Annotated in this window: 19 protein-coding genes; 5 read left to right on the top strand and 14 right to left on the bottom strand. The window is 64.1% G+C overall.

Annotated elements, in window-relative coordinates; translation table 11 throughout:
• Positions 1-40: 40 nt before the first annotated feature.
• The 9 genes from pcaC to pcaR form a co-directional block, all read right to left on the bottom strand.
• On the bottom strand, positions 41-433 hold the full coding sequence (pcaC, locus tag BTN82_RS06100; RefSeq protein ID WP_075118261.1) for a 4-carboxymuconolactone decarboxylase: 393 nt from the start codon (positions 431-433) through the stop codon (positions 41-43).
• Positions 434-442: 9 nt separating this feature from the next.
• The gene (pcaD, locus tag BTN82_RS06095; protein WP_075118260.1) at positions 443-1,240 is read right to left on the bottom strand and encodes a 3-oxoadipate enol-lactonase; all 798 of its coding nucleotides are present in this window, start codon (positions 1,238-1,240) and stop codon (positions 443-445) included.
• A gap of 12 nt (positions 1,241-1,252) precedes the next feature.
• Complete coding sequence (locus BTN82_RS06090) at positions 1,253-2,617, bottom strand: 3-carboxy-cis,cis-muconate cycloisomerase (protein WP_075118259.1); 1,365 nt, start codon at positions 2,615-2,617, stop codon at positions 1,253-1,255.
• 48 nt (positions 2,618-2,665) lie between these two features.
• The gene (locus BTN82_RS06085; protein ID WP_075118258.1) at positions 2,666-3,961 is read right to left on the bottom strand and encodes an MFS family transporter; all 1,296 of its coding nucleotides are present in this window, start codon (positions 3,959-3,961) and stop codon (positions 2,666-2,668) included.
• A gap of 170 nt (positions 3,962-4,131) precedes the next feature.
• Complete coding sequence (gene pcaF / locus BTN82_RS06080) at positions 4,132-5,337, bottom strand: 3-oxoadipyl-CoA thiolase (protein ID WP_186828361.1); 1,206 nt, start codon at positions 5,335-5,337, stop codon at positions 4,132-4,134.
• Positions 5,334-6,116, bottom strand: coding sequence for a CoA-transferase subunit beta (locus BTN82_RS06075; RefSeq protein WP_186828360.1), 783 nt, complete (start codon positions 6,114-6,116; stop codon positions 5,334-5,336). Before BTN82_RS06075 ends, pcaF begins: the two co-directional genes overlap by 4 nt.
• On the bottom strand, positions 6,113-6,970 hold the full coding sequence (locus tag BTN82_RS06070; RefSeq protein WP_075118432.1) for a CoA transferase subunit A: 858 nt from the start codon (positions 6,968-6,970) through the stop codon (positions 6,113-6,115). The genes BTN82_RS06075 and BTN82_RS06070 overlap by 4 nt, the downstream gene beginning before the upstream one ends.
• 273 nt (positions 6,971-7,243) lie before the next feature.
• Positions 7,244-8,590, bottom strand: a complete 1,347-nt coding sequence (locus tag BTN82_RS06065) for an MFS transporter (protein WP_075118255.1) — start codon at positions 8,588-8,590, stop codon at positions 7,244-7,246.
• Positions 8,591-8,902: 312 nt separating this feature from the next.
• Positions 8,903-9,745 (bottom strand): pca regulon transcriptional regulator PcaR, encoded by an 843-nt coding sequence (gene pcaR / locus BTN82_RS06060; protein WP_075118254.1) that lies wholly within the window; start codon positions 9,743-9,745, stop codon positions 8,903-8,905.
• Positions 9,746-10,386: 641 nt separating this feature from the next.
• Between pcaR and BTN82_RS06055 the strand changes: the two genes are divergently transcribed.
• Together BTN82_RS06055 and BTN82_RS06050 are read left to right on the top strand one after the other, a co-directional pair.
• Complete coding sequence (locus BTN82_RS06055) at positions 10,387-10,587, top strand: hypothetical protein (RefSeq protein WP_075118253.1); 201 nt, start codon at positions 10,387-10,389, stop codon at positions 10,585-10,587.
• 332 nt (positions 10,588-10,919) lie between these two features.
• A complete protein-coding gene (locus BTN82_RS06050; RefSeq protein ID WP_075118252.1) occupies positions 10,920-12,395 on the top strand; it encodes an inorganic phosphate transporter in 1,476 nt (491 codons plus the stop codon).
• A 264-nt stretch (positions 12,396-12,659) separates the two neighbouring features.
• Here BTN82_RS06050 and ccoM read toward each other — a convergent pair whose 3' ends face one another.
• The 3 genes from ccoM to BTN82_RS06045 form a co-directional block, all read right to left on the bottom strand.
• A complete protein-coding gene (ccoM, locus tag BTN82_RS31680) occupies positions 12,660-12,776 on the bottom strand; it encodes a cytochrome c oxidase subunit CcoM (RefSeq protein ID WP_007926603.1) in 117 nt (38 codons plus the stop codon).
• A gap of 144 nt (positions 12,777-12,920) precedes the next feature.
• Positions 12,921-13,079: a hypothetical protein gene (locus tag BTN82_RS31280; protein WP_164485749.1), complete on the bottom strand. Its 159-nt coding sequence runs from the start codon at positions 13,077-13,079 to the stop codon at positions 12,921-12,923.
• A gap of 144 nt (positions 13,080-13,223) precedes the next feature.
• Complete coding sequence (locus BTN82_RS06045) at positions 13,224-13,565, bottom strand: aspartate-semialdehyde dehydrogenase (protein WP_075118251.1); 342 nt, start codon at positions 13,563-13,565, stop codon at positions 13,224-13,226.
• A 220-nt stretch (positions 13,566-13,785) separates the two neighbouring features.
• On the opposite strand from BTN82_RS06045, the gene rapA reads away from it, so the two are divergent.
• Entirely contained in the window at positions 13,786-16,632 is a 2,847-nt protein-coding gene (rapA, locus tag BTN82_RS06040) for an RNA polymerase-associated protein RapA (protein WP_075118250.1), read from the top strand.
• Between the two features lie 70 nt (positions 16,633-16,702).
• On the opposite strand, the gene BTN82_RS06035 is transcribed toward rapA, so the two are convergent.
• Positions 16,703-18,049 (bottom strand): spinster family MFS transporter, encoded by a 1,347-nt coding sequence (locus tag BTN82_RS06035; RefSeq protein ID WP_075118249.1) that lies wholly within the window; start codon positions 18,047-18,049, stop codon positions 16,703-16,705.
• A 322-nt stretch (positions 18,050-18,371) separates the two neighbouring features.
• Here BTN82_RS06035 and BTN82_RS06030 point away from each other — a divergent pair, with 322 nt between their 5' ends.
• Together BTN82_RS06030 and BTN82_RS06025 are read left to right on the top strand one after the other, a co-directional pair.
• A complete protein-coding gene (locus tag BTN82_RS06030; RefSeq protein ID WP_075118248.1) occupies positions 18,372-18,731 on the top strand; it encodes a YkgJ family cysteine cluster protein in 360 nt (119 codons plus the stop codon).
• 144 nt (positions 18,732-18,875) lie between these two features.
• A complete protein-coding gene (locus BTN82_RS06025; RefSeq protein WP_075118247.1) occupies positions 18,876-21,161 on the top strand; it encodes a putative bifunctional diguanylate cyclase/phosphodiesterase in 2,286 nt (761 codons plus the stop codon).
• On the opposite strand, the gene BTN82_RS06020 is transcribed toward BTN82_RS06025, so the two are convergent.
• On the bottom strand, positions 21,052-21,948 hold the full coding sequence (locus BTN82_RS06020; protein WP_075118246.1) for an NAD(P)-dependent oxidoreductase: 897 nt from the start codon (positions 21,946-21,948) through the stop codon (positions 21,052-21,054). The genes BTN82_RS06025 and BTN82_RS06020 overlap by 110 nt on opposite strands.
• Positions 21,949-22,045 lie beyond the last annotated feature (97 nt).

Here is a 22,045-nt window from a genome sequence, read left to right as displayed (position 1 = left end):
GATTGCCCGGCACCGCCCCCTTTTATCGACTGCGGCTCAATCAGCCGCGGGATTCGACGCCCAGTTCGTCCCACACCGACTCGGCCAGGTGGAAGGTGGCGTTGGCCGCTGGAATGCCGCAGTAGATCGCGCTCTGCATGATCACTTCCTTGATCTCACCGCGGCTCACGCCGTTGTTCGCCGCGGCGCGCAGGTGCAGCTTGAGTTCTTCGTTGCGGTTCATGCCGATCAGCATGGCAATGGTGATCAGGCTGCGGGTATGGCGCGGCAGGCCCGGGCGGGTCCAGATATCGCCCCAGGCATGCCGGGTGATCATTTCCTGGAACTCCGAGTTGAACTCGGTCAGGGCGTTCAGGCTGCGGTCGACATGGGCGTCGCCCAGTACCGCACGACGTACCTGCATGCCTTCGGCGTAACGTTGTTTCTCGTCCACGGGAGCTCCTTAGCGCTGGCCGGCCAGCAGAAATGCCACGACCCGCTCGCTGAACGCGGCAGCGGCCTGGACGTTGGACAGGTGCGCGGCATGGAACTCGGCGTACTCGGCGCCGCGTACCCGCTCCTGGATGAAATGCCCGCCCGAGGGCGGCGTGACCGCGTCTTCGCTGCCGGAAACCACCAGCGTCGGTGCTTCGATCGCCGACAGCTGCTCGCGGAAATCCGCGTCGCGCACGGCCGCGCAGTTGGCCGCATAACCCTGGGGCGACGTCGCCGCCAGCATGTCGGTAATCAGCTTGGCCTGGTCCGGGTGCGCCGCGGCGAAGTCCGGGGTGAACCAGCGGGCGATCGACGCATCGCGCAGTGCCACCATCGCCGCCGGGCCGTCGCGCAGCACGGTTTCGATGCGCGGGTTCCACACCGACGGATCGCCGATCTTCGCCGCGGTGTTGCACACCACCAGCCGGTGCAGGCGCTGGCCGGCGTTGATCCCCAGCCATTGGCCGATCAGGCCGCCCATGGACAGGCCGCAGAAATGCGCGCGCTCGATAGGCAGGGCATCCAGCAGGGCCAGCACGTCGCGGCCCAGTTGCTCGATGCTGTAGGGCCCTTCGGTGACCAGGGATTTGCCGTGGCCGCGGGTGTCGAAACGCAGCACCCGGAAGTGTTCGGTAAAGGCCGGGATCTGCACGTCCCACATGTGCAGGTCGGTCCCCAGGGAGTTGGACAGGACCAGCACCGGCGCATGCTCCGGGCCGTCGAGTTGGTAATGCAGTTCGCCATCGGCGAGTTGTACGAATGCCACGGGCAGTCTCCTTCAGGCGTTCAAGGCAATATGTTCGGCCACGGCGCGCTCGACCCAGGCCTGCGCCTGGCCGAGGTAATGCGCCGGGTCCAGCAGGCGGTCCAGTTCCGCCGCCGACAGCTCGGCGGTGACGCGCGGCTCCTCCCCCAGCACCGCGCGCAAGTGCCGCTGTTCGGCCACCGCGCGCTTGCAGCAGTGTTCCAGCAGATGATGCGCGGTCTCGCGGCCCAGGCGCTGGGCCAGGGCAATGCTCACCGCTTCGGCCAGCACCAGGCCGTGGGTCAGGTCGAGGTTGCGGGCCATGCGCGCGGCGTCGACTTCCAGGCCCTCGGCCACCAGCAACGCCTGTTGCAAGGCACCGGACACCAGGCAGCAGATGTCCGGCAGGGTTTCCCATTCGGCATGCCACAGGCCCAGGCTGCGCTCGTGCTCCTGGGGCATGGCGCTGAACAGGGTCGCCAGCAGCCCGGGCACCCGGGTCGCCGCGCCAATCAGCACCGCCGCGCCCACCGGATTGCGCTTGTGCGGCATGGTCGAGGAACCGCCCTTGCCCGGCGCCGAAGGCTCGAAGACTTCCGCCGCTTCGGTCTGCATCAGCAGGCTGATGTCGCGGCCAAGCTTGCCGAGGCTGCCGGCGATCAGGCCGAGCGCCGCGGCGAATTCCACCAGCCGGTCGCGCTGGGTGTGCCAGGGCTGCTCCGGCAGGTTCAGCCCAAGCTCCTCGGCCAGGGCCCGGGCCACCAGCAGCGCCTGCTCGCCCAGGGCCGCGAGGGTGCCCGAGGCGCCGCCGAATTGCAGCACCAGCAAGCGCGGCTTGAGTTCGGCCAGACGCTGGCGGCCGCGCGTTACCGCCCCCAGCCAGCCGGCGATCTTCATGCCGAGGGTGACCGGCGTGGCGTGTTGCAGCCAGGTGCGGCCGGCCATGGGCGTCGCGGCATGACGCTGGGCCTGCACCGCGAGAATATCGCCCAGACGCGCCAGATCGGCGTCGATCAGGGCCAGCGCGCTGCGCAGTTGCAGGACCAGGCCGCTGTCCATCACGTCCTGGCTGGTAGCGCCCAGGTGCACATAGCGCTCGGCGGCGGCATCGGCCGTGGCGATCTGCTTGCCCAGGGCCTTGACCAGCGGAATCGCCGAGTTGCCCGCGGTGGCGATGGCCTGGCCCAGGGCAAGGAAATCGTAGAGCCCGGCACGGCAGGCGGCCTCGATCGGCGCCACGGCGGTGGCCGGGATCACCCCGACCCGCGCCTCGGCCCGCGCCAGCGCGGCCTCGAAGTCCAGCATGGCCTGGACCCGTCCCTGGTCGCAGAACACTTGGCGCATATCGCGGGCGGTGAAATAGGCATCGAACAGTTGGTTGCTTGCCGCTGTACTCATAAACAATCCGTTGGAGGCGTGCGCCCGGGGCGGGCGCACGCGGACAGGTCAAAGATCGTGGTGCAGGTACGCCGCCTGCTTGGGCAGGCGCAGGCTGAACAGGAAGGCGACCGCCATCATCGCCGTCACGTACCAGTAGAAGGTGTTTTCCATGCCCAGGGACTTCAGGCCCAGGGCCACGTATTCCGCCGAACCGCCGAACAGCGCGTTGGCCACCGCATAAGCCAGGCCTACCCCCAGCGCCCGCACTTGCGGCGGGAACATCTCGGCTTTCACCAGGCCGCTGATGGAGGTGTAGAAACTGACGATCGCCAGGGCCAGGGTGATCAGCACGAAGGCCAGGAACGGGCTGGTGACGGTTTTCAGGGTCAGCAGGATAGGCACGGTGCACAGGGTGCCCAGGGCGCCGAACCAGAGCATCGAGTTACGCCGGCCGATCTTGTCCGCGAGCATGCCGAACAACGGTTGCATGCACATATAAAGGAAGAGCGCGCCGGTCATGATGTAGCTGGCGGTCTTGGCGTGCATCCCGGCGGTGTTCACCAGGTACTTCTGCATGTAGGTGGTGAAGGTGTAGAAAATCAGCGAGCCGCCGGCGGTGTAGCCGAGCACGGTGATAAAGGCCTTGGAATGGTTCTTGAACAGCGCGGCGACGCTGCCCGCCTCCTTGTCTTCGCGCATTTCCTTGCTGCTGGTTTCCTTCAGCGAGCGGCGCAGCAGCAGCGAGATCAGGGCCGCGATGGCGCCGATCACGAACGGAATCCGCCAGCCCCAGGCCTTGAGTTCGGCCTCGTCGAGAAACTGTTGCAGGATCACCACCACCAGCACCGCCAGCAGTTGCCCGCCGATCAGGGTCACGTATTGGAAGGAAGCGAAGAAACCGCGCTGCCCCTTGAGCGCGACTTCGCTCATGTAGGTCGCGGTGGTGCCGTATTCGCCGCCCACCGACAGGCCCTGGAACAAGCGCGCCAACAACAGCAGCGCCGGTGCCCAGGCGCCGATGCTGGCGTAGGTCGGCAAAAAGGCGATGACCAGGGAGCCGGCGCACATCATCAGCACCGAGATCATCATCGAATTCTTGCGCCCGTGCTTGTCGGCCACCCGGCCGAACAGCCAACCGCCGATGGGGCGCATCAGGAAGCCCGCGGCGAACACACCGGCGGTATTGAGCAATTGCACGGTGGGGTCGTCGGAAGGAAAAAACGCCGGGGCGAAGTAGATCGCACAGAAGGCGTAGACGTAGAAGTCGAACCATTCGACCAGGTTGCCCGAGGACGCACCGACGATCGCGAAGATCCTCTTGCTGCGCTCTTCCGCCGTGTAGTGGCTGGTTAACGTTGTCATGGCTTTTCACTCTTTGGGGACATTGTGAGTCTAGACATACTTTGTAACAGTCCCGTTCCGCAAGACGACCTTCGATGCAAAGGCCTGTTCGGCCCTTTCGCGAGCACGCTCGCTCCTACAAGGGATCGCAGAAACCTGTAGGAGCGAGCGTGCTCGCGATCCCCACGGCGCTACACGCGCTCGATGGCCAGCGCCAGCCCCTGGCCGACTCCCACGCACATGGTCGCCAGGCCTTTTTTGCCGCCGGTCTTTTCCAGCTGATGCAGCGCGGTCAGTACCAGGCGCGCGCCGCTCATGCCCAGCGGGTGCCCCAGGGCGATGGCGCCGCCGTTGGGGTTGACCTGCGGCGCGTCGTCCGCCAGGCCCAGCTCGCGCAATACCGCCAGGCCCTGGCTGGCGAAGGCTTCGTTGAGTTCGATCACATCGAAATCGCTGACCGCCACGCCCAGGCGCTCGATCAGTTTACGCACCGCCGGTACCGGGCCGATGCCCATCACCCGCGGCGCGACGCCGGCGCTGGCCATGCCCAGCACTCGGGCACGGGCGGTCAGGCCGTGTTTTTTCACCGCTTCGGCCGAGGCCAGGATCAGCGCCGCGGCCCCGTCGTTGACGCCCGAGGCGTTGCCGGCGGTGACGGTCTTGTCCGGGCCGTTGACCGGCTTGAGCTTGCCCAGGGTTTCCAGCGAGGTGTCGGCACGCGGGTGCTCGTCCTGCTCGACAACGGTCTCGCCCTTCTTGTGGACGATCCGCACCGGGACGATTTCCTCGGCGAAGAACCCGGCGGCCTGGGCCGCGGCGGTACGCTGCTGGCTGCGCAGGGCGAAGGCGTCCTGGTCGGCGCGCGATACCCGATAGTCGTCGGCGACGTTGTCGGCGGTCTGCGGCATGGCATCCACACCATACTGGGCCTTCATCAGCGGGTTGATGAAACGCCAGCCGATGGTGGTGTCTTCCAGCTTCATGTTGCGCGAAAACGCCGCGTCGGCCTTGCCCATGACGAAAGGCGCGCGGGACATCGACTCGACGCCGCCGGCGATCGCCAGCTCCATCTCGCCGCTGGCGATGGCGCGGAAGGCGGTGCCGATGGCATCCATGCCCGAAGCGCACAGGCGGTTGAGGGTCACGCCGGGAATCGTCTCCGGCAGTCCGGCCAGCAGCAGCGCCATGCGCGCCACGTTGCGGTTGTCTTCGCCGGCCTGGTTGGCGCAGCCGAGAAACACCTCGTCCACCGCGTTCCAGTCCACCGACGGGTTGCGCTCGATCAGCGCCTTGATCGGCGCGGCGGCCAGATCGTCGGCGCGCACGCTCGACAGGCCGCCGCCGAAGCGGCCGATGGGGGTACGAATGGCGTCACAGATAAACACGTCGCGCATCAGGCTTCTCCCGGAGTCTGACCGTGGGCCGCGGCGGTGCGGGCTTCCAGATCGCGCAGGGCGGTCAGTTCGATGTCGGTCGGCGCGGCGGTTTCCGCCACCTGCTCGGCGAAGCGGATGGCCCAGCCGGTGGCGGCCACCACCTGCTCGCGGGTCACGCCCGGGTGCAGCGAGGTCACCACGAATTCATGGGTACCGGCTTCCGGCTCCATGATGCACAGGTCGGTGATGATGCCCACCGGCCCGGCCCCGGGCAGGCCCAGGCGCTTGCGCGAATCGCCGCCCTCGCCGTGGCCGACCGAGGTGATGAAGTCCAGCTTGTCGACAAAGGAGCGCGACGACTGCTTGAGGATAATCAGCACGCTCTTGGCGGAGCCGGCGATCTCCGGCGCGCCGCCCGCGCCCGGCAGACGGACTTTGGGCTGGTGGTAGTCACCGACCACCGTGGTGTTGATGTTGCCGAAGCGGTCGACCTGGGCCGCGCCGAGGAAACCGACGTCGATACGCCCGCCCTGCAGCCAGTAGCGGAAGATCTCGCCAGTCGGCACCACGGTGTCCGCGGTCTCGGCCAGTTCGCCGTCGCCGATGGACAGCGGCAGCACGCTGGGTTTGGCGCCGATCGGGCCAGACTCGTAGATCAGCACCACGTCCGGCGACGAGGTCAGGCGCGCCAGGTTGGCGGCCTTGGACGGCAGGCCGATGCCGACGAAACACACCGAGCCGTTCTGCAAGCGGCGGGCGGCGGCCACGGTCATCATTTCATTGGTGGAGTAAGTCATTATTTGGCCCCCGTTGCGGCGGCCAGTTTGGCCTGGAATTCGCTGAAGTCGGCACTGCCGCGGATGTATTCGTTGATCCAGGCGGTGAAAGTCTCGCGGTCGCGGGCGATCGGGTCCCAGGCCTGGTAGAAGATGTTGTCGCGCTCGGTGTAACCGTGGGCGTAGGACGGATGGGCCCCGCCCGGCACGTGGCAGACCGCGCTCAGGGCCCAGGTCGGCAGTACGCAGGCGTTCATCGGCGCCTTCAGGTCGTCGACGATTTCTTCCACGGTGACGATGCAGCGCTTGGCGGCCAGGGCGGCTTCCTTCTGCACGCCGAGGATGCCCCACAGCAGCACGTTGCCCTTGCGGTCGGCCTTCTGCGCGTGGATCACGGTGACGTCGGGGCGTACCGACGGCACCGCCGCCAGCACTTCGCCGGTGAACGGGCAGGTCACGCTCTTGATCAGCGGGTTGACCTTGGGCAGGTCGGAACCGGCATACGCACGCAACACCGCGAACGGCAGGCCCGAGGCGCCGGCCACATAAGCGTTGGCCAGGTCGGCGTGGCTGTGCTCTTCGATTTCCAGGGCGTGCGGCCATTGCTTCTCCACCGCGTCGCGCAGGCGATGCAGGGAGCCCACGCCCGGGTTGCCGCCCCAGGAGAAAATCAGCTTGCGCGCGCAACCGGCACCGATCAACTGGTCGTAGATCAGGTCTGGGGTCATCCGTACCAGGGTCAGGTCTTTCTTGCCCTGGCGAATGATTTCATGCCCTGCGGCCGTCGGGATCAGATGGGTGAAGCCTTCGAGCGCGACGGTATCGCCGTCGTTGACGAACTGCTTCACCGCGTCGTGCAGCGAAAGGATTTCAGCCATGGGGATCTCCCGATTGTTGTTGAGCGACTGGAAGAAAAAGGCGTAAGGCATACGCCGGATTGGCTGAAGATTAATCCGCGGGGAAAACCCAAACAATCCGATAATCGACTAAGCGTTCGTTTATCGAACAGATTGTTACCTGACTATCGATTGAGTTGTAGCCGCTGCCGCAGGCTGCGAAAAGGCCGAAGGCCTTCAACGATCTTGAGATCTTTACGGCCGTTCCGGCCACAGGTATCCAGCGCTCCTCTTCAGGAGCGCTCGATCATTCCCTCAGGTCGCATCCGCATGGCTGACCACGCCTTTGATCACCACCGCCGTGGTCGCCAGCGCCGCCGGGATCACCAGCGCGGTCAGCACCTGCTCGAAGTTCCAGCCCAGCCCGAGCAAGGTCGCGCCCATCCAGGCCCCGAGGATCGCCCCGAAGCGCCCGATGCCAAGCATCCACGACACGCCGGTGGCGCGGCCCTGGGTCGGGTAGAAACGCGCGGCCAGGGACGGCATCGCCGATTGCGCTCCGTTGACGCACATGCCGGCGATCAGCACCAGGGTCGCGAGCAGGGTGATGTTGCCCAGGCTCTGCCCGACCGCGTAGGCAAAGACCCCGGCCAGCAGGTAGAAGGTGCCGATGACCTTGTGCGGATTGAAGCGGTCCATCGCCCAGCCCACCGCCACCGCGCTGAGCACGCCGCCGAACTGGAACAGCGCGCCGATGAACGCGGCCTGCTCCATGCTCGCGCCGCTGTCGCGCATCAGGGTCGGCAGCCAGCTGGTCAGCAGGTAGACGATCACCAGCCCCATGAAATAGGTCAGCCACAACAGCAAGGTGCCGGTGCTGTAGGTGCCGGAGAAAATCACCGCGAACACGTTGCGCGCCTTCACCGTCTTCTGCTCTGGCACGCTGAAGCTCGCGGCCTGGCCGACGGTGGCCGGCTCGATCGGCGCCAGGGCCTTGCGCACCTTGTCCGTACCGCGGTTGCGTACCACCAGGTAACGCGCCGACTCCGGCAGCCAGGCCAGCAACACCAGCGCCAGGATCAGCGGCAGGACCCCGCCGATCAGCAGCAGGCTGTGCCAGCCGAACGCCGGAATCAGCTTGGCGGAAATGAAACCGCCGCCGGCCATGCCCAGGTTGAAGCCGCAGAACATGCTGGTCACCAGCAACGACTTGTGGCGCTCGGGGGTGTACTCGGAAAGCAGGGTGGTGGCGTTCGGCATCCCCGCGCCCAGGCCCAGGCCGGTGAGGAAACGCAGGACCAGCAACTGGTCGACATTGGTGCTGTAGGCCGAGGCCAGGCTGAAGGCCCCGAACAACAGCACCGCTCCCACCAGCACCACTTTACGGCCGAAGCGGTCGGCCAGCGGGCCGGAGCCCAGCGCGCCGAAGACCATGCCGATCAGCGCCGCGCTCATCACCGGGCCCAGGCTGGCGCGGTCGATGCCCCAGTCCTGGGACAGTGCCGGCGCGATGAAACCCATGGCCGCGGTGTCGAGGCCATCGAGGAAAACGATCAGGAAACACAGGATCACCACCCGCCACTGGTAACGCGACAGCGGCTGGGCATTGATAAAGGACTGCACATCGAGGCAATTCCCTACAGCGGATTGAGGCTGGTTCATTATTTTTATTCCACGCGAAATACGCAGGCGAACAGGCGCCAGCCAAAGCTGGTCGGTTCAGGTCAAAAAGGGCTTGCGGGGTCAGGCCCTCGGCAGGCGAAGGCAGGACAGACGAGCGCGGCTGGGCGCGGGGGCGATGCTCATGGGGGTTGGCCTCTTCATTATTCATTATTATGGGGTCGCCGCCCGGCCCCTGGAGAGCACTGCTCCAGTGGCCGGATAACGCTGCCGCGACATTAATGAGACGAGGGAAAGAGCGTCAATTCGCCAAGCGCGTATCTGTGCGTTTACCGAACAGCTTAAGCACGCGCCTCAGGCAAAGAGTTGCGCGCTGAGGTCGCGGCTGGCGCTCAGCAGCCCCGGCAGGAAACGTTGTTCCAGCTCGGCGCGGCTGACCCGGCCGGCATGGGTGCTGACGTTCAGCGCGGCCAGCACTTGGCCCGAGGCGTCGTAGACCGGCACGGCGATGGAACGCAAGCCCTGCTCCAGCTCCTGGTCGACGATGCACCAGCCTTGCTGCCGGACCTGTTGCAGACATTCGAGCAGTGCATCGGGCGTATGCAGGGTGCGGCTGGTCTTGGCTTGCAGGTCGGCATGCTCGAGGTATTCGCGCAACGAGGCATCGTCCAGCGCCGCCAGCAGGATCCGCCCCATGGACGTGCAATAGGCCGGCAAGCGCCCACCGACCGAGAGGTCGACCGAGATCAGGCGCTGGGTAGTGGCCGAACGGGCGATGTAGAGAATGTCGTCGCCTTCCAGGGTGGCCATGTTGCAGGCTTCGTGCAGCTGTTCGCTCATGCGGTCCAGATACGGTTGGGCCGACACCGCCAGCGGCGTGGAAGACAAGTAGGCGTGCCCCAGCGTCAAGACCTTGGGCAGCAGCGAATAGGTGCGGCCGTCGGTGGTGGCGTAGCCAAGCTTGATCAGGGTATGCAGGCAGCGGCGCACCGCGGCCCGCGGGATCTCGGTGCGGTGGCTGATCTGGGCAATGGTCAGATGGCGCTTGCGCTCCTGAAAGGCCTGGACCACCGCCAGCCCGCGAGCCAGAGAAGTCATGAAGTCCGGATCACCTGTCAGCGCCTGAATCCGCTTGGCCGGCGAAGCGACAATCGGCGGTGCCGCACAGGCGAAAGAGTTACGCAATTGATCGTTCATTGAAGTTCTCGGCAACGGAAGGCTGGCTTATTACAAGCCGTATTGGCGAGGCCGCACAAGCCTGCACAGCCAACATTGGGCGATTATCGAACCGTCGACCGATAATCGCAATCAGCCGACAGGAGACTCTGGCGACCTGCCGCGCCTGTTTTCCGTCGTCAATAAAAGTCCGCTCTCGCCGCGTTAATCCCTGCAACTTGTCTTGTTACAGAGTGGTTGCATGACCACTGCAATCATGCGGATTAAAACTTTCGTGTAACAAAACCCTGATATGAAGTTGAGGATTTTTAACTTATTGCCGATAGAGTTATTCATGGCCGCCGCTATAATGAGCAACGTGATCACCGACGCTTATCCTGCGTTCGGCAGCATCATCAGGTGGCGTCCAGGTAAATGACGCCTCTTGCCGCAAACGCTTGACGCTCATTACGCTATGCCCGGCCAGTGCGTTTGCAAAACAGAAACTGTTGCTACGACAGCTGTTCTTATCCGGTGGCGTGGCCGCATGCAACAAGAAAGCGGTTTAGCGAACTCCCATCGCAACTCCGACCTGTTAATCAAGGCGAGTACGAGGCGGTTTGATAAACCCGATCGAGGCAATGCGTATCGCCGGAATTATCTCAACTCAATTAGGTAACACTGTGACGAAAGACGAACTGCGCGCGGAACTTGAGCGCCAGGAACAACGTTACAAGGAAGTTTACGGAGGCGAAGTCACCACCTACGCCGCCCAGCCTGAACCGGAACGCAAACCGTGGCGCAAGCGCGCGACCGTCCACGATCAGGCCTTCACTCAAGAATTGCAAAAGATGGAAAAAGAGCTCAAGGCAGAACAGCCGTGACACTGTTCGCCTGAAGGATTCGGACTGCCCGCTCCGGCCGTCGGTCGCAAGACCGGACAGGCAGATACCCCATCGAGGCACAAGGCATAAAAGCCCTCCAAGGCTGAAATTTCATACAAGCGTTTGAGACCTTTCCTTGAGCGCCGCACCCCAGGCCTTGCGGGTTAGCACTAACAAAATCAATGGCTTGCCCATGCCTGACAAAAAGGCATGGTCATTTGCCCGCCTCCGGCTTTTTCGTTGAAGAATGTTACCAACGAGCACCTGGTGCATTGATTAGCAGGGTTTTCTGGCATAATCGCGCCCCCTTATGACCGGGTCAGAAAACCTTCATGATCGATTTATTCAGCGGACTGGATGCTTGGGTGCTTGTGAGCCTCTTGCTCGCCCTGGCTTTTGTCCTCGCCTACGAGTTCATCAACGGCTTTCATGACACCGCAAATGCGGTTGCCACCGTTATCTACACCAAAGCCATGCCGCCGCACCTGGCCGTGTTCTTTTCCGGTGTCTTCAATTTCCTCGGCGTGCTGCTGGGCGGCGTCGGCGTGGCCTATGCCATCGTCCACCTGCTGCCGGTCGAGCTGCTGATCAATGTCAACACCGGCCACGGCCTGGCCATGGTCTTCTCGTTGCTGGCCGCGGCCATCACCTGGAACCTGGGCACCTGGTACTTCGGTATCCCCGCCTCCAGCTCCCACACCCTGATCGGCTCGATCCTCGGCGTCGGCCTGGCCAATGCCCTGCTCAACGACATCCCGCTGGGCGATGGCGTGAACTGGCAGAAGGCGATCGATATCGGCGCGTCCCTGGTGTTCTCGCCAATGGCCGGCTTCCTGATTGCCGCCCTGGTGTTGATCGGCCTGAAGTGGTGGCGCCCGATCTCGAAGATGCACAAGACCCCGGAAGACCGCCGCAAAATCGACGACAAGAAACACCCGCCCTTCTGGAATCGCCTGGTCCTGGTGATCTCGGCCATGGCGGTGAGCTTCGTGCACGGTTCCAACGACGGCCAGAAAGGTATCGGCCTGATCATGCTGGTGCTGATCGGTATCGTGCCCGCGCAGTTCGTGCTCGACCTCAACAGCACCACCTACCAGATCGAGCGGACCCGCGACGCTACCCTGCACCTGAGTCAGTTCTACCAGCGCAACCAGGATTCCCTGGGCGAATTCCTGGCCCTGGGCAAAAGCGTGAAAGACGACCTGCCGGGCAAGTTCCGCTGCAACCCGCAACAGACCGAACCGACCATCGCCGCGCTGCTGGGCACCCTGCAGGGCGTCGCCGACTATCACTCGCTGCCGGCCGAAAGCCGCATCGAAGTGCGTCGCTACCTGCTCTGCCTGGACGACACGGCGAAGAAGGTCGGCAAGCTGCCAAGCCTCGCCGCCCGTGAAAAGGCCGACCTCGACAAGCTGCGCAAAGACCTGACCGCCACCACCGAGTACGCGCCGTTCTGGGTGATCCTGGCTGTGGCCCTGGCCCTTGGCCTGGGCACCATGATCGGCTGGAAACGCGTGGTGTTGACCATCGGCGAGAAGATCGGCAAGCAAGGCATGACCTACGCCCAGGGCATGTCGGCGCAGATCACCGCCGCCGGCCTGATCGGCATGGCCAACATTTTCAGCCTGCCAGTATCGACCACCCACGTGTTGTCTTCGGGTGTGGCCGGCACCATGGTGGCGAACAAGAGCGGCCTGCAAGGCGGCACCGTTCGCACCATCCTGCTGGCCTGGGTACTGACCCTGCCGGCAACCGTGGCGCTGTCGGCCGGCCTGTTCTGGCTGGCTTCGAAAGCCCTCGGGACCTGATTCAGCCCGTCTGCGACAAAAAAAGGTGCGCCCCTCGGGGTCGCACCTTTTTTTATGCCTGTGGTCCGTCCTTGCTCGCGATGGCGTCAGCTCAGGCAACACGTTTCTTCAGATAGAACGCAGTGCCAGGTTTGGGGACTGCTGCACAGCCCATCGCGAGCAAGCTCGCGCCTACAGAAAGCAGGGGGCGGTACAAAATCGCAGGCAAAAAAAAGGGCAACCGAAGTTGCCCAAAATGCCTTGCGTGCTCGTGACCGGAAAGACCTAAGGTTTTTTGCGTTTATGCGCGTCTTTCCAGATGAAGAATCCAAACCCTGCGAAAAACAGAACCATGAGGCCGACCGTCAGCACTCCGGCTATTACCACGTTATCGAAAAACATGACTGGCCTCCTGCTCTTGCCCTGTTGCGATGGGGCTAAGTTAACCAAAGAGGCGGCGGGGAAAATTGACCGGGGTCAATGTCGCCCAAGACAGGGCGACAGGCAGGGGAAATAACTGACTTGCATCAACGGATCGCGCCCGGATCAGCGCTTTTTCGGCTTTTTCGGTTTCTTCTTCGGCTTGCCCAGGGGCATGGCCTGCTCGAATGCCTGGCGCACTTCGTTCAGGCGCTTTTCCTTCAGGTCATGCACGCGCTTGGTTCGTTCGGCGTTGAGGTCGATCAGATTGTCGTCTTGGCTCATGGCATTGGCTGGCATCGTTCGGGTCAATATCGACCGGAGCCTCTGGATAGCAAGGCTGCGGCCCTCGCGGGTTGGCCAATAATGCGACCTGACGCGGCGGCTGACCAGCGATAGACGGTGTCGAACGCAAGAAAGGCCGTGCGCCTAGACCTCGACGTCGACCCACAGCCCCTGGCGCGGCGCGTCATCGATCAGCGGCGCCACCGGCACGGTGTTGTCGGCATTCAGCTCGTCGCCGGGAATCGCCAGGTGGCGCTCGGGATCGTCCTCGGCTTCGCGCTCGCGTTTGTGCTTTTGCTGCTGGCGCTGCTGTTCTTCGCGCAGCAGCAGGGCCGATTGCTCGGCATCGCGCTTCTTCAGGTCGATGGTGCTTTCGTTGGAACTCTCTTGCACCGGTACCACGGGCGGGATGTCCGGACGCGGCCGGACCGGATCCTGCTGGGAAGTCACTGGCACGGCACTCAAGGGCAGCATCGGGGGCAGCATAGTATTTATTCTCCTGTCCGCAGGCTGTCGGCTGCTGGGGGGGCGACTTGAGCCATCGGTCGTAAACTTGTGACCCAGTCGTCAGCCGATGGTGCCCCGGGCCCCGACAAACGCCCTGATACGCTACCTTCCAAACGTAGTTGTTTTTCTCAGAGTCCTTTGGCCTGAGGGCGCTGATCCGTTAACATAGCCGGCTTTTTCAAGGCGGGAGTCAGGCAGCATGGCGCAGCAGTATCAACCGGGGCAACGCTGGATTAGTGACAGCGAAGCCGAGCTAGGTCTAGGCACCGTTCTGGCACAGGACGGCCGCTTGCTGACCGTGCTCTATCCGGCCACTGGCGACACCCGCCAGTATGCGCTACGGAATGCGCCCCTCACTCGCGTGAGGTTTTCCCCGGGTGACACCATCACCCACTTCGAAGGCTGGAAAATGACCGTGCGCGAAGTCGACGACGTCGACGGCTTGCTGGTCTATCACGGTCTCAACGGGCAGAACGAAGTCGTTACCCTGCCGGAAACCCAACTCTCGAACTTCATCCAGTTCCGCCTGGCCAGCGACCGTCTGTTCGCCGGGCAGATCGACCCGCTGGCCTGGTTCTCCCTGCGTTACCACACCCTGGAGCACACCAGCCGCCAATTGCAGTCGACGCTGTGGGGCCTGGGCGGCGTACGCGCCCAACCGATCGCCCACCAGTTGCACATTGCCCGCGAAGTCGCCGATCGTATCGCGCCGCGGGTTCTGCTGGCCGACGAAGTGGGCCTGGGCAAGACCATCGAAGCCGGCTTGGTGATCCATCGCCAATTACTGTCGGGCCGCGCCAACCGCGTGCTGATCCTGGTGCCGGAGAACCTGCAGCACCAGTGGCTGGTGGAAATGCGCCGGCGCTTCAACCTGCAGGTCGCGCTGTTCGACGAAGAGCGTTTTATCGAAAGCGATGCCGCCAACCCCTTCGAGGACACCCAGCTCGCCCTGGTGGCCCTGGAATGGCTGGTGGACGACGAGAAGGCCCAGGACGCGCTGTTCGCCGCCGGCTGGGACCTGATGGTGGTCGACGAGGCCCACCACCTGGTGTGGCACGAAGACCAGGTCAGCCCGGAATACGCGCTGGTGGAACAGCTGGCCGAAGTCATTCCTGGCGTCCTGTTGCTCACCGCGACCCCGGAACAGCTGGGCCAGGACAGCCACTTCGCCCGTCTGCGCCTGCTCGACCCGAACCGTTTCCACGACCTGGCCGCGTTCCGCGCCGAGAGCGAGAACTATCGCCCGGTGGCCGAAGCCGTGCAGGAGCTGCTGGATAACGGCCGCCTGTCGCCGCAAGCGCACCAGACCATCCAGGGTTTCCTCGGCAACGAAGGCGAAGCCCTGCTCGCCGCCGTCAACGATGGCGACAGCGAAGCCAGCGCACGCCTGGTACGCGAGCTGCTGGACCGCCATGGCACCGGCCGCGTGCTGTTCCGCAACACCCGCGCCGCGGTGCAAGGCTTCCCCGAGCGCAAGCTGCACCCATACCCGCTGCCGTGCCCGGACGAATACCTGGAACTGCCCCTGGGCGAACACGCCGAGCTGTACCCGGAAGTCAGTTTCCAGGCCCAGCCGGACGCCAGCGAAGAAGAGCGCTGGTGGAAATTCGACCCGCGCGTCGAGTGGCTGATCGACCAGTTGAAGATGCTCAAGCGCACCAAGGTCCTGGTGATCTGCGCCCACGCGGAAACCGCCATGGACCTGGAAGACGCCCTGCGCGTGCGCTCCGGCATCCCGGCCACGGTGTTCCATGAAGGCATGAACATCCTCGAGCGCGACCGCGCCGCCGCCTACTTCGCCGACGAAGAATTCGGCGCCCAGGTGCTGATCTGCTCGGAAATCGGCAGCGAAGGCCGCAACTTCCAGTTCGCCCACCACCTGGTGCTGTTCGATCTGCCGTCGCACCCGGACCTTTTGGAACAGCGAATCGGCCGCCTCGACCGGATCGGCCAGAAACACGTGATCGAACTGCATGTGCCGTACCTGGAAACCAGCCCGCAAGAGCGTCTGTTCCAGTGGTACCACGAAGCGCTGAACGCCTTCCTCAACACCTGCCCGACCGGCAACGCCCTGCAGCATCAGTTCGGCCCGCGCCTGCTGCCGCTGCTGGAAGAGGCCGACGACGGTCAGTGGCAAGCGCTGATCGACGAAGCGCGCACCGAGCGCGAGCGCCTGGAAGACGAGCTGCACACCGGTCGCGACCGTTTGCTGGAACTCAACTCCGGCGGCACCGGCGAAGGCGACGCGCTGGTGGAGGCGATCCTCGAGCAGGACGACCAGTTCGCCCTGCCGATCTACATGGAAACCCTGTTCGACGCCTTCGGCATCGACAGCGAAGACCATTCGGAAAACGCCCTGATCCTCAAGCCGAGCGAAAAAATGCTCGACGCCAGCTTCCCGCTGGGCGACGACGAAGGCGTGACCATCACCTACGACCGCAACCAGGCGCTGTCCCGCGAAGACATGCAGTTCATCACCTGGGAACACCCGATGGTGCAGGGCGGCATGGACCTGGTGCTGTCTGGCTCGATGGGCAACACCGCCGTGGCGCTGATCAAGAACAAGGCGCTGAAACCCGGCACCGTGTTGCTGGAGCTGCTGTACGTCAGCGAAGTGGTCGCCCCGCGTTCGCTGCAACTGGGCCGCTACCTGCCGCCGGCCGCCCTGCGCTGCCTGCTCGACGCCAACGGCAACGACCTGTCGGCGCGGGTTGCGTTCGAGACCCTCAACGATCAGCTGGAAAGCGTACCGCGGGCCAGCGCCAACAAGTTCATCCAGGCCCAGCGCGACCAGCTGACGCCGAAGATCAACGCCGGCGAAGCCAAGATCGCCCCGCGTCACGCCGAACGCGTGGCCGAGGCGCAACGCCGCCTGGCCGCCGACACCGACGAGGAACTGGCGCGCCTGACCGCGTTGCAAGCGGTCAACCCAAGCGTACGCGACAGCGAACTGGTGGCCCTGCGTCAACAACGCGAACAAGGCCTGGCCATGCTTGAGAAAGCGGCGCTGCGCCTGGAAGCGATCCGGGTACTGGTGGCGGGTTGATCCCCTGCCCTACCGGTAAATGAAAAGGCCCGCGCAATGCGGGCCTTTTTTATTCGTGTCCGTAAGAGCTTCAGGCCGTGACCGCTGCTCCCACCGATTGGCTCGGCGCCAATCCGTCCTTCATCCGCTGCGCGTCGCGCACGAAGCAGCGCGAGGCCAGGAACAGGAACAGCATGGTCAGCAGCAGCGCCACCGGAATCAGGTACATGGCGTCATGCAAACCGACCGCCTTGAACGCTTCGGTCATCTGCTCGGCCCCGGCGGCATACATCGCCGAATGGGCGAAATGGTCCGACAGCGCCCCCACCACCACCGGCCCCAGGCCACCGCCGAGCAAGTACAGGCCGGCGAAGAACAGCGCCATGGCGGTGGCCCGCAGACGCGGTTCGACCACATCCTGGATCGCCGTGTAGACGCAGGTATAGAAGTTGTAGGCGAACAGCCAGCCGACGCTGAACACCGCGACGAACACGCCGATCTCGATCCGCCCCGCATGCAGGGCCCACGCCGTGCACAGGGTCGAGATCACCATACTGAACGCGGCGAACAGCAGCCGACCGTTGGCCACGCGCTGGTGAATCTTGTCGGCCACCCAGCCGCCCAGCGTCAGGCCGATCAGCCCGGTCACCCCGACTATTACCCCGGTGGCCACCGCGGCGTCCTGCAACGGCATGAGGAAATAACGCTGCAGCATCGGCACCAGGAACGAGTTGCAGGCGTAGGTGGCGAAGTTGAAGGTCAGGCCGGCCATCACCAGCCAGAGAAAGGTCGGGATCGCCAGCACCCGACGAATCGGCCGGTCGATGGGCGCCTCGGAAATCTTCACGGTTTCCGCCGCCCCGCGCTTGGGCTCCTTGATGAAGAACATGAACACCGCCAGCACCAGCCCCGGCACGGCGGCGATAAAGAACGGCGCGCGCCAGCTATCGAACGCCTTGACCATCGCGCCGATGGTGAAGAACGCCAGCAACAGCCCAAGAGGCAGGCCGAGCATGAAGATGCCCATGGCCCGGGCCCGGCGGTGGGCCGGGAACAGGTCGCCGATCAGCGAGTTGGCGGCCGGCGCGTAACTGGCTTCGCCGATGCCGACGCCCATGCGCACGATCAGGAAACTCCAGAAGCTGCCCACCAGGCCATTGACCGCGGTCAGCCCGCTCCACACCGCCAGCCCCCAGCCCATGAGCTTGCTGCGCGAACCGGTATCGGCCATGCGCCCCAGGGGCAGGCCGGCAATGGCGTAGACGATGGTGAAGGCGGTGCCGATGATGCCGAGCTGGAAATCGCTCAGGTGCCATTCCATGCGGATCGGCTCGATGATGATGGCCGGAATGGTGCGATCGAAAAAGTTGAACAGGTTAGCCAGGAACAACAGGAACAGAATGCGCCAGGCATTCGCCGCTTGGGTCGAGTTCTGCATGGGTCGGTCTCTTTATTGTTACTCGGCCAGACGCAACCGAGCCTGGAAGTTGCAATCTAGTCAGCCCGATCGCCGTTGTCTGTAATGATTCGTAAGTCTGATATCAGGTAATCGGTCGCGCCCACCGGCTGTCCGGACAGCACCAGAACAGTGCATGAAAACCTTGGCAAGTCTCCGGATACCGGGGCCGAAGCCTGATTTTTCAAGGGCTTGCGCAGGGCCTGAAAAATACCTCGTGCGCCCCCTTCCCAAGGCCATTGCGAAGCCTAGAATAGCCGCCTTGCCTGCCCCTTCATCCACCTCCTCCCCGTTGAATACGCCCATGTCCGAAGCCAGTCCGTGTCTGAATTGCGGTGCCTGCTGTTCACACTTTCGTGTGTCTTTTTTCTGGGGCGAATGCGCCTCTGCCGGCGGTACGGTCCCCGACGACCTGGTGGCGTCCATCAGCCCCAGCCGGGTCGCCATGCTCGGCACCGATTGCAAGCCGACCCGCTGCACCGCGCTGACCGGTGAGGTCGGCCAGGAAGTCAGTTGCGCGATCTACCACCAGCGCTCCAGCACCTGCCGCGAGTTCGAGGCGTCCTGGGAGAATGGCGAACAGAATGTCGATTGCGACGCCGCGCGCGCGGCATTCGGGCTCGCGCCCCTGGAACCTGAGCTGTATTTCGAACAAAGCGCTTAGTTCGATTGGCTATTGGCTGAATTCCAAAATCATTTAAGTCAAATTGCCACCATCGCCCCTCGCCTTGCCCGGGGCTTCCTATACTCAGCTGCATCGATCAGCCACCGGGCGCTGGCCTGGGATGACTCACTGATGGGGCACGCTATGGACTGGCTTGGTTTGCATTTTTTTACCGAGCTTCCCGCAGACGGGCAGGTATTGCTCAACTGCAGCCATAATCCCGTGCTGGTGATCCTCGCCTACCTGGTTGCCTGCGCCGGCAGCTTCGCCACCCTGGACATGGCCGAACGGGTTCGCCACGTTGATCTGCCAGCAGCCCGCAAGCGCTGGTGCTGGGTCGGCGCCTTGTGCCTGGCCGGCGGTATCTGGGCCATGCATTTCATCGGCATGCTGGCGCTGCAACTGCCCATCGAAACCCACTACGACCTGCCGACGACCCTGCTGTCGCTGCTGTTCGCGGCAGTCGCTTCCTGGCTGGCGATGAACACCCTCAGCCAGCCCAAGCTGCCCCTGTGGCGCTACCTGCTGGCCTCGGTCTGGATCGGCCTGGGCATCTGCACCATGCACTATGTCGGCATGGCCGCCCTGCGCTCGCAAGCCACGGCCTACTACCAACCCGACCTCTTCGGCCTGTCCATCGCCATTGCCATCAGCGCCAGCCTCGTCGCGCTGCTGCTGTCGCGCTACCTGAGCGATGGCAGCGGCATGCTTCACCAGTTGCTCAAATACTCGGCGAGCCTGCTCCTGGGCGGCGGCATAGTCGCCATGCATTTCACCGGCATGTGGGCGCTGAAACTGGTGATGCCGGCGGCGGGCACGCCCTCGATGCCGGTGGACGACAACCCGTTGCAACTGGGCCTGACCATCGCCGTCATCGCCCTGCTGATCATCGGCAGCAGTATCAGCGCGGCCCTGGCGGACAAGAAGCTGCAACACAAGGAACAGGACCTGCTGCGGGTCAACACCCTGTTGAGCCAACTGGACCAGGCCCGGGTCGCCTTACAGCAGGTGGCGCATTACGACGCCCTGACCAACCTGATCAATCGACGCGGCTTCAACCAGCTGTTCGCCGAAAAGCTCATCGAAAAGACCGTACAGGGCGGCATGCTGGCGGTGATGTTTCTCGACATCGATCACTTCAAGCGGATCAACGACAGCCTCGGCCACGACGCCGGCGACGAGCTGTTGAAAGTGCTCGCCCATCACATCAAGGGCTCCACCCGCAGCCACGAGGACGTGGTGGCGCGCTTCGGCGGCGACGAGTTCTGCATTCTCATCAGCCTGCGCGAACGCGAGGAAGCCCGGCTCATGGCACACCGCATCATGAACAAGATGAAGGAGCCCATCGAGCTGGCGGGCAGGCGCATGGTGATGACCACGAGCATCGGCATCAGCGTGTTTCCCGACGACGGCACCACCAGCGAGGAACTGCTCAAGCACGCTGACCTTGCGCTCTATCAATCCAAGGAGAGTGGGCGCAACAGCCTGCACTTCTTCAACGCCAACCTGAAAAACACCGCGTGCCTGGAACTGCAACTGGAAGAAGAACTGCGCAATGCCCTGCGCAGCGAGGCCGGGCTGACCCTGTACTACCAGCCGATCTACGACCTGAACCAGCACAAGGTCAGCAAGCTCGAAGCCCTGGTGCGCTGGCAGCACCCGTTGCACGGCCTGCTGGCTCCCGACCGCTTTATCAGCATCGCCGAGGCCAACGGGCTGATCGCCGAACTGGACAACTGGGTGCTGCGCAAAGCCTGCCAGGACCTGGCCGCCCTGTCCCGCCACGGCTTTGCCGAGTTGAGTATCGCGGTGAACTGCTCGGCCCTGAACCTGGCGCGCGAAGCCCTGCCCGGGGAAATCGCCGATGCCCTGCAATCCGCCGGGGTCGCCCCCCAGCGCCTGGAGCTGGAAGTCACGGAAAACGCCCTGATGGGTAATATCGAGACGACGGTGAACTTGCTGCGGCAGATCCGCAGCCTCGGCGTGTCGCTGTCGCTCGACGACTTCGGCACCGGCTATTCGTCCCTCGCCTACCTCAAGCGCCTGCCGCTCAACACCCTGAAGATCGACCGCTCGTTCATTCAGGACATGCACCAGTCGACCCAAGACAAGGAAATCGTCCAGGCGATCATCGTCATGGCCCACACCCTGCACTTGAACGTGGTCACCGAAGGGGTCGAGAACGTGCAGCAGTACGAGTTCCTGGCCAAGCACGGCTGCGATTTCATCCAGGGTTACCTGCTCGGCCAGGCGGTGCCTGTGCAGGAGCTATCCGCGGCGATTGCCGAAATCGAGCAGCGCCTGCGGACCGCCGCCGGGCTCAGCCCTTCGACTGCGGCTGGCGATACAGGCGGATCAGGGTCGCAGGATCCTGTTCCAGATACCCCTGGCCGCCATGCAGGCGCATCAACTGTGCGGCCAATCCACTGATCGGCGTCGCCGAGCCCTGTTCGCGCGAGAACTTCACCGCCCCGTCCAGATCCTTGAGCAGCGTGCGCACATGCCATTTGATCGGCTCGAAACGGCTTTCGGCCATCTGCGGGGCAAGGATCTGCAGTGGCCGGGAATCGGCGAAACCGCCGGCCAGCGCCTCGGCCAGCAACGAGGCGTCGACCCCGGAACGCTCGGCCAGCGCCACCACCTCGGCGATCACCAGCGCATTGCAGGCAACGATCATCTGGTTACAGGCCTTGGTCACCTGGCCGGCGCCGACGCCCCCCATATGGGTCACCCGTTGTCCCAGCTGGAGCAACACCGGCCGTGCCCGTTCGATGGCCGCCGCCTCGCCGCCGACCATGATCGCCAGGCTGCCGGCCTCGGCCCCCGGCGTACCGCCGGACACCGGCGCATCGACCCAGCCCATGCCGGTAGCGCTCGCCAGCTGCGCGGCCATTTCCCGGGTCGCGGTCGGCTCCAGGCTGGAGAGGTCCACCAGCAACTGGCCAGCCCGAGCTCCTTGGGCGATACCCTCGGCGCCGAACACCACCTCGCGCACCACCTCGGTGTTGGCCAGGCACAGCAACACCAGCTCCGCGCGCTCGCACAGCTCGGCCGGCGTACGCACCACCCGGGCGCCTGCCGCCGCCAGCGGCGCGCATTTTTCCGGGTTGCGGTTCCACACCACCAGGGGGTACCCCGCCGCCAGCAGTCGGCGACACATGGGCAAGCCCATCAAGCCGATACCGGCGAACCCGAGGGTGGGTAAAGTTGCCATCATCTTGCCTCCTTTTGATTAAAGATCACCGAAAACTGGCCGATTTATCTGAACTTAGGAAAGGATTCCCCCTAGCGTTCGTAAGACTTATCCCTATCGC

It is taken from the genome of Pseudomonas chlororaphis, from assembly GCF_001921865.1.
GTDB lineage: Bacteria > Pseudomonadota > Gammaproteobacteria > Pseudomonadales > Pseudomonadaceae > Aquipseudomonas > Aquipseudomonas chlororaphis_D.
The sequence above is the reverse complement of the archived record's forward strand: the minus strand, read 5'-3'. Positions and strand labels throughout refer to the sequence as shown.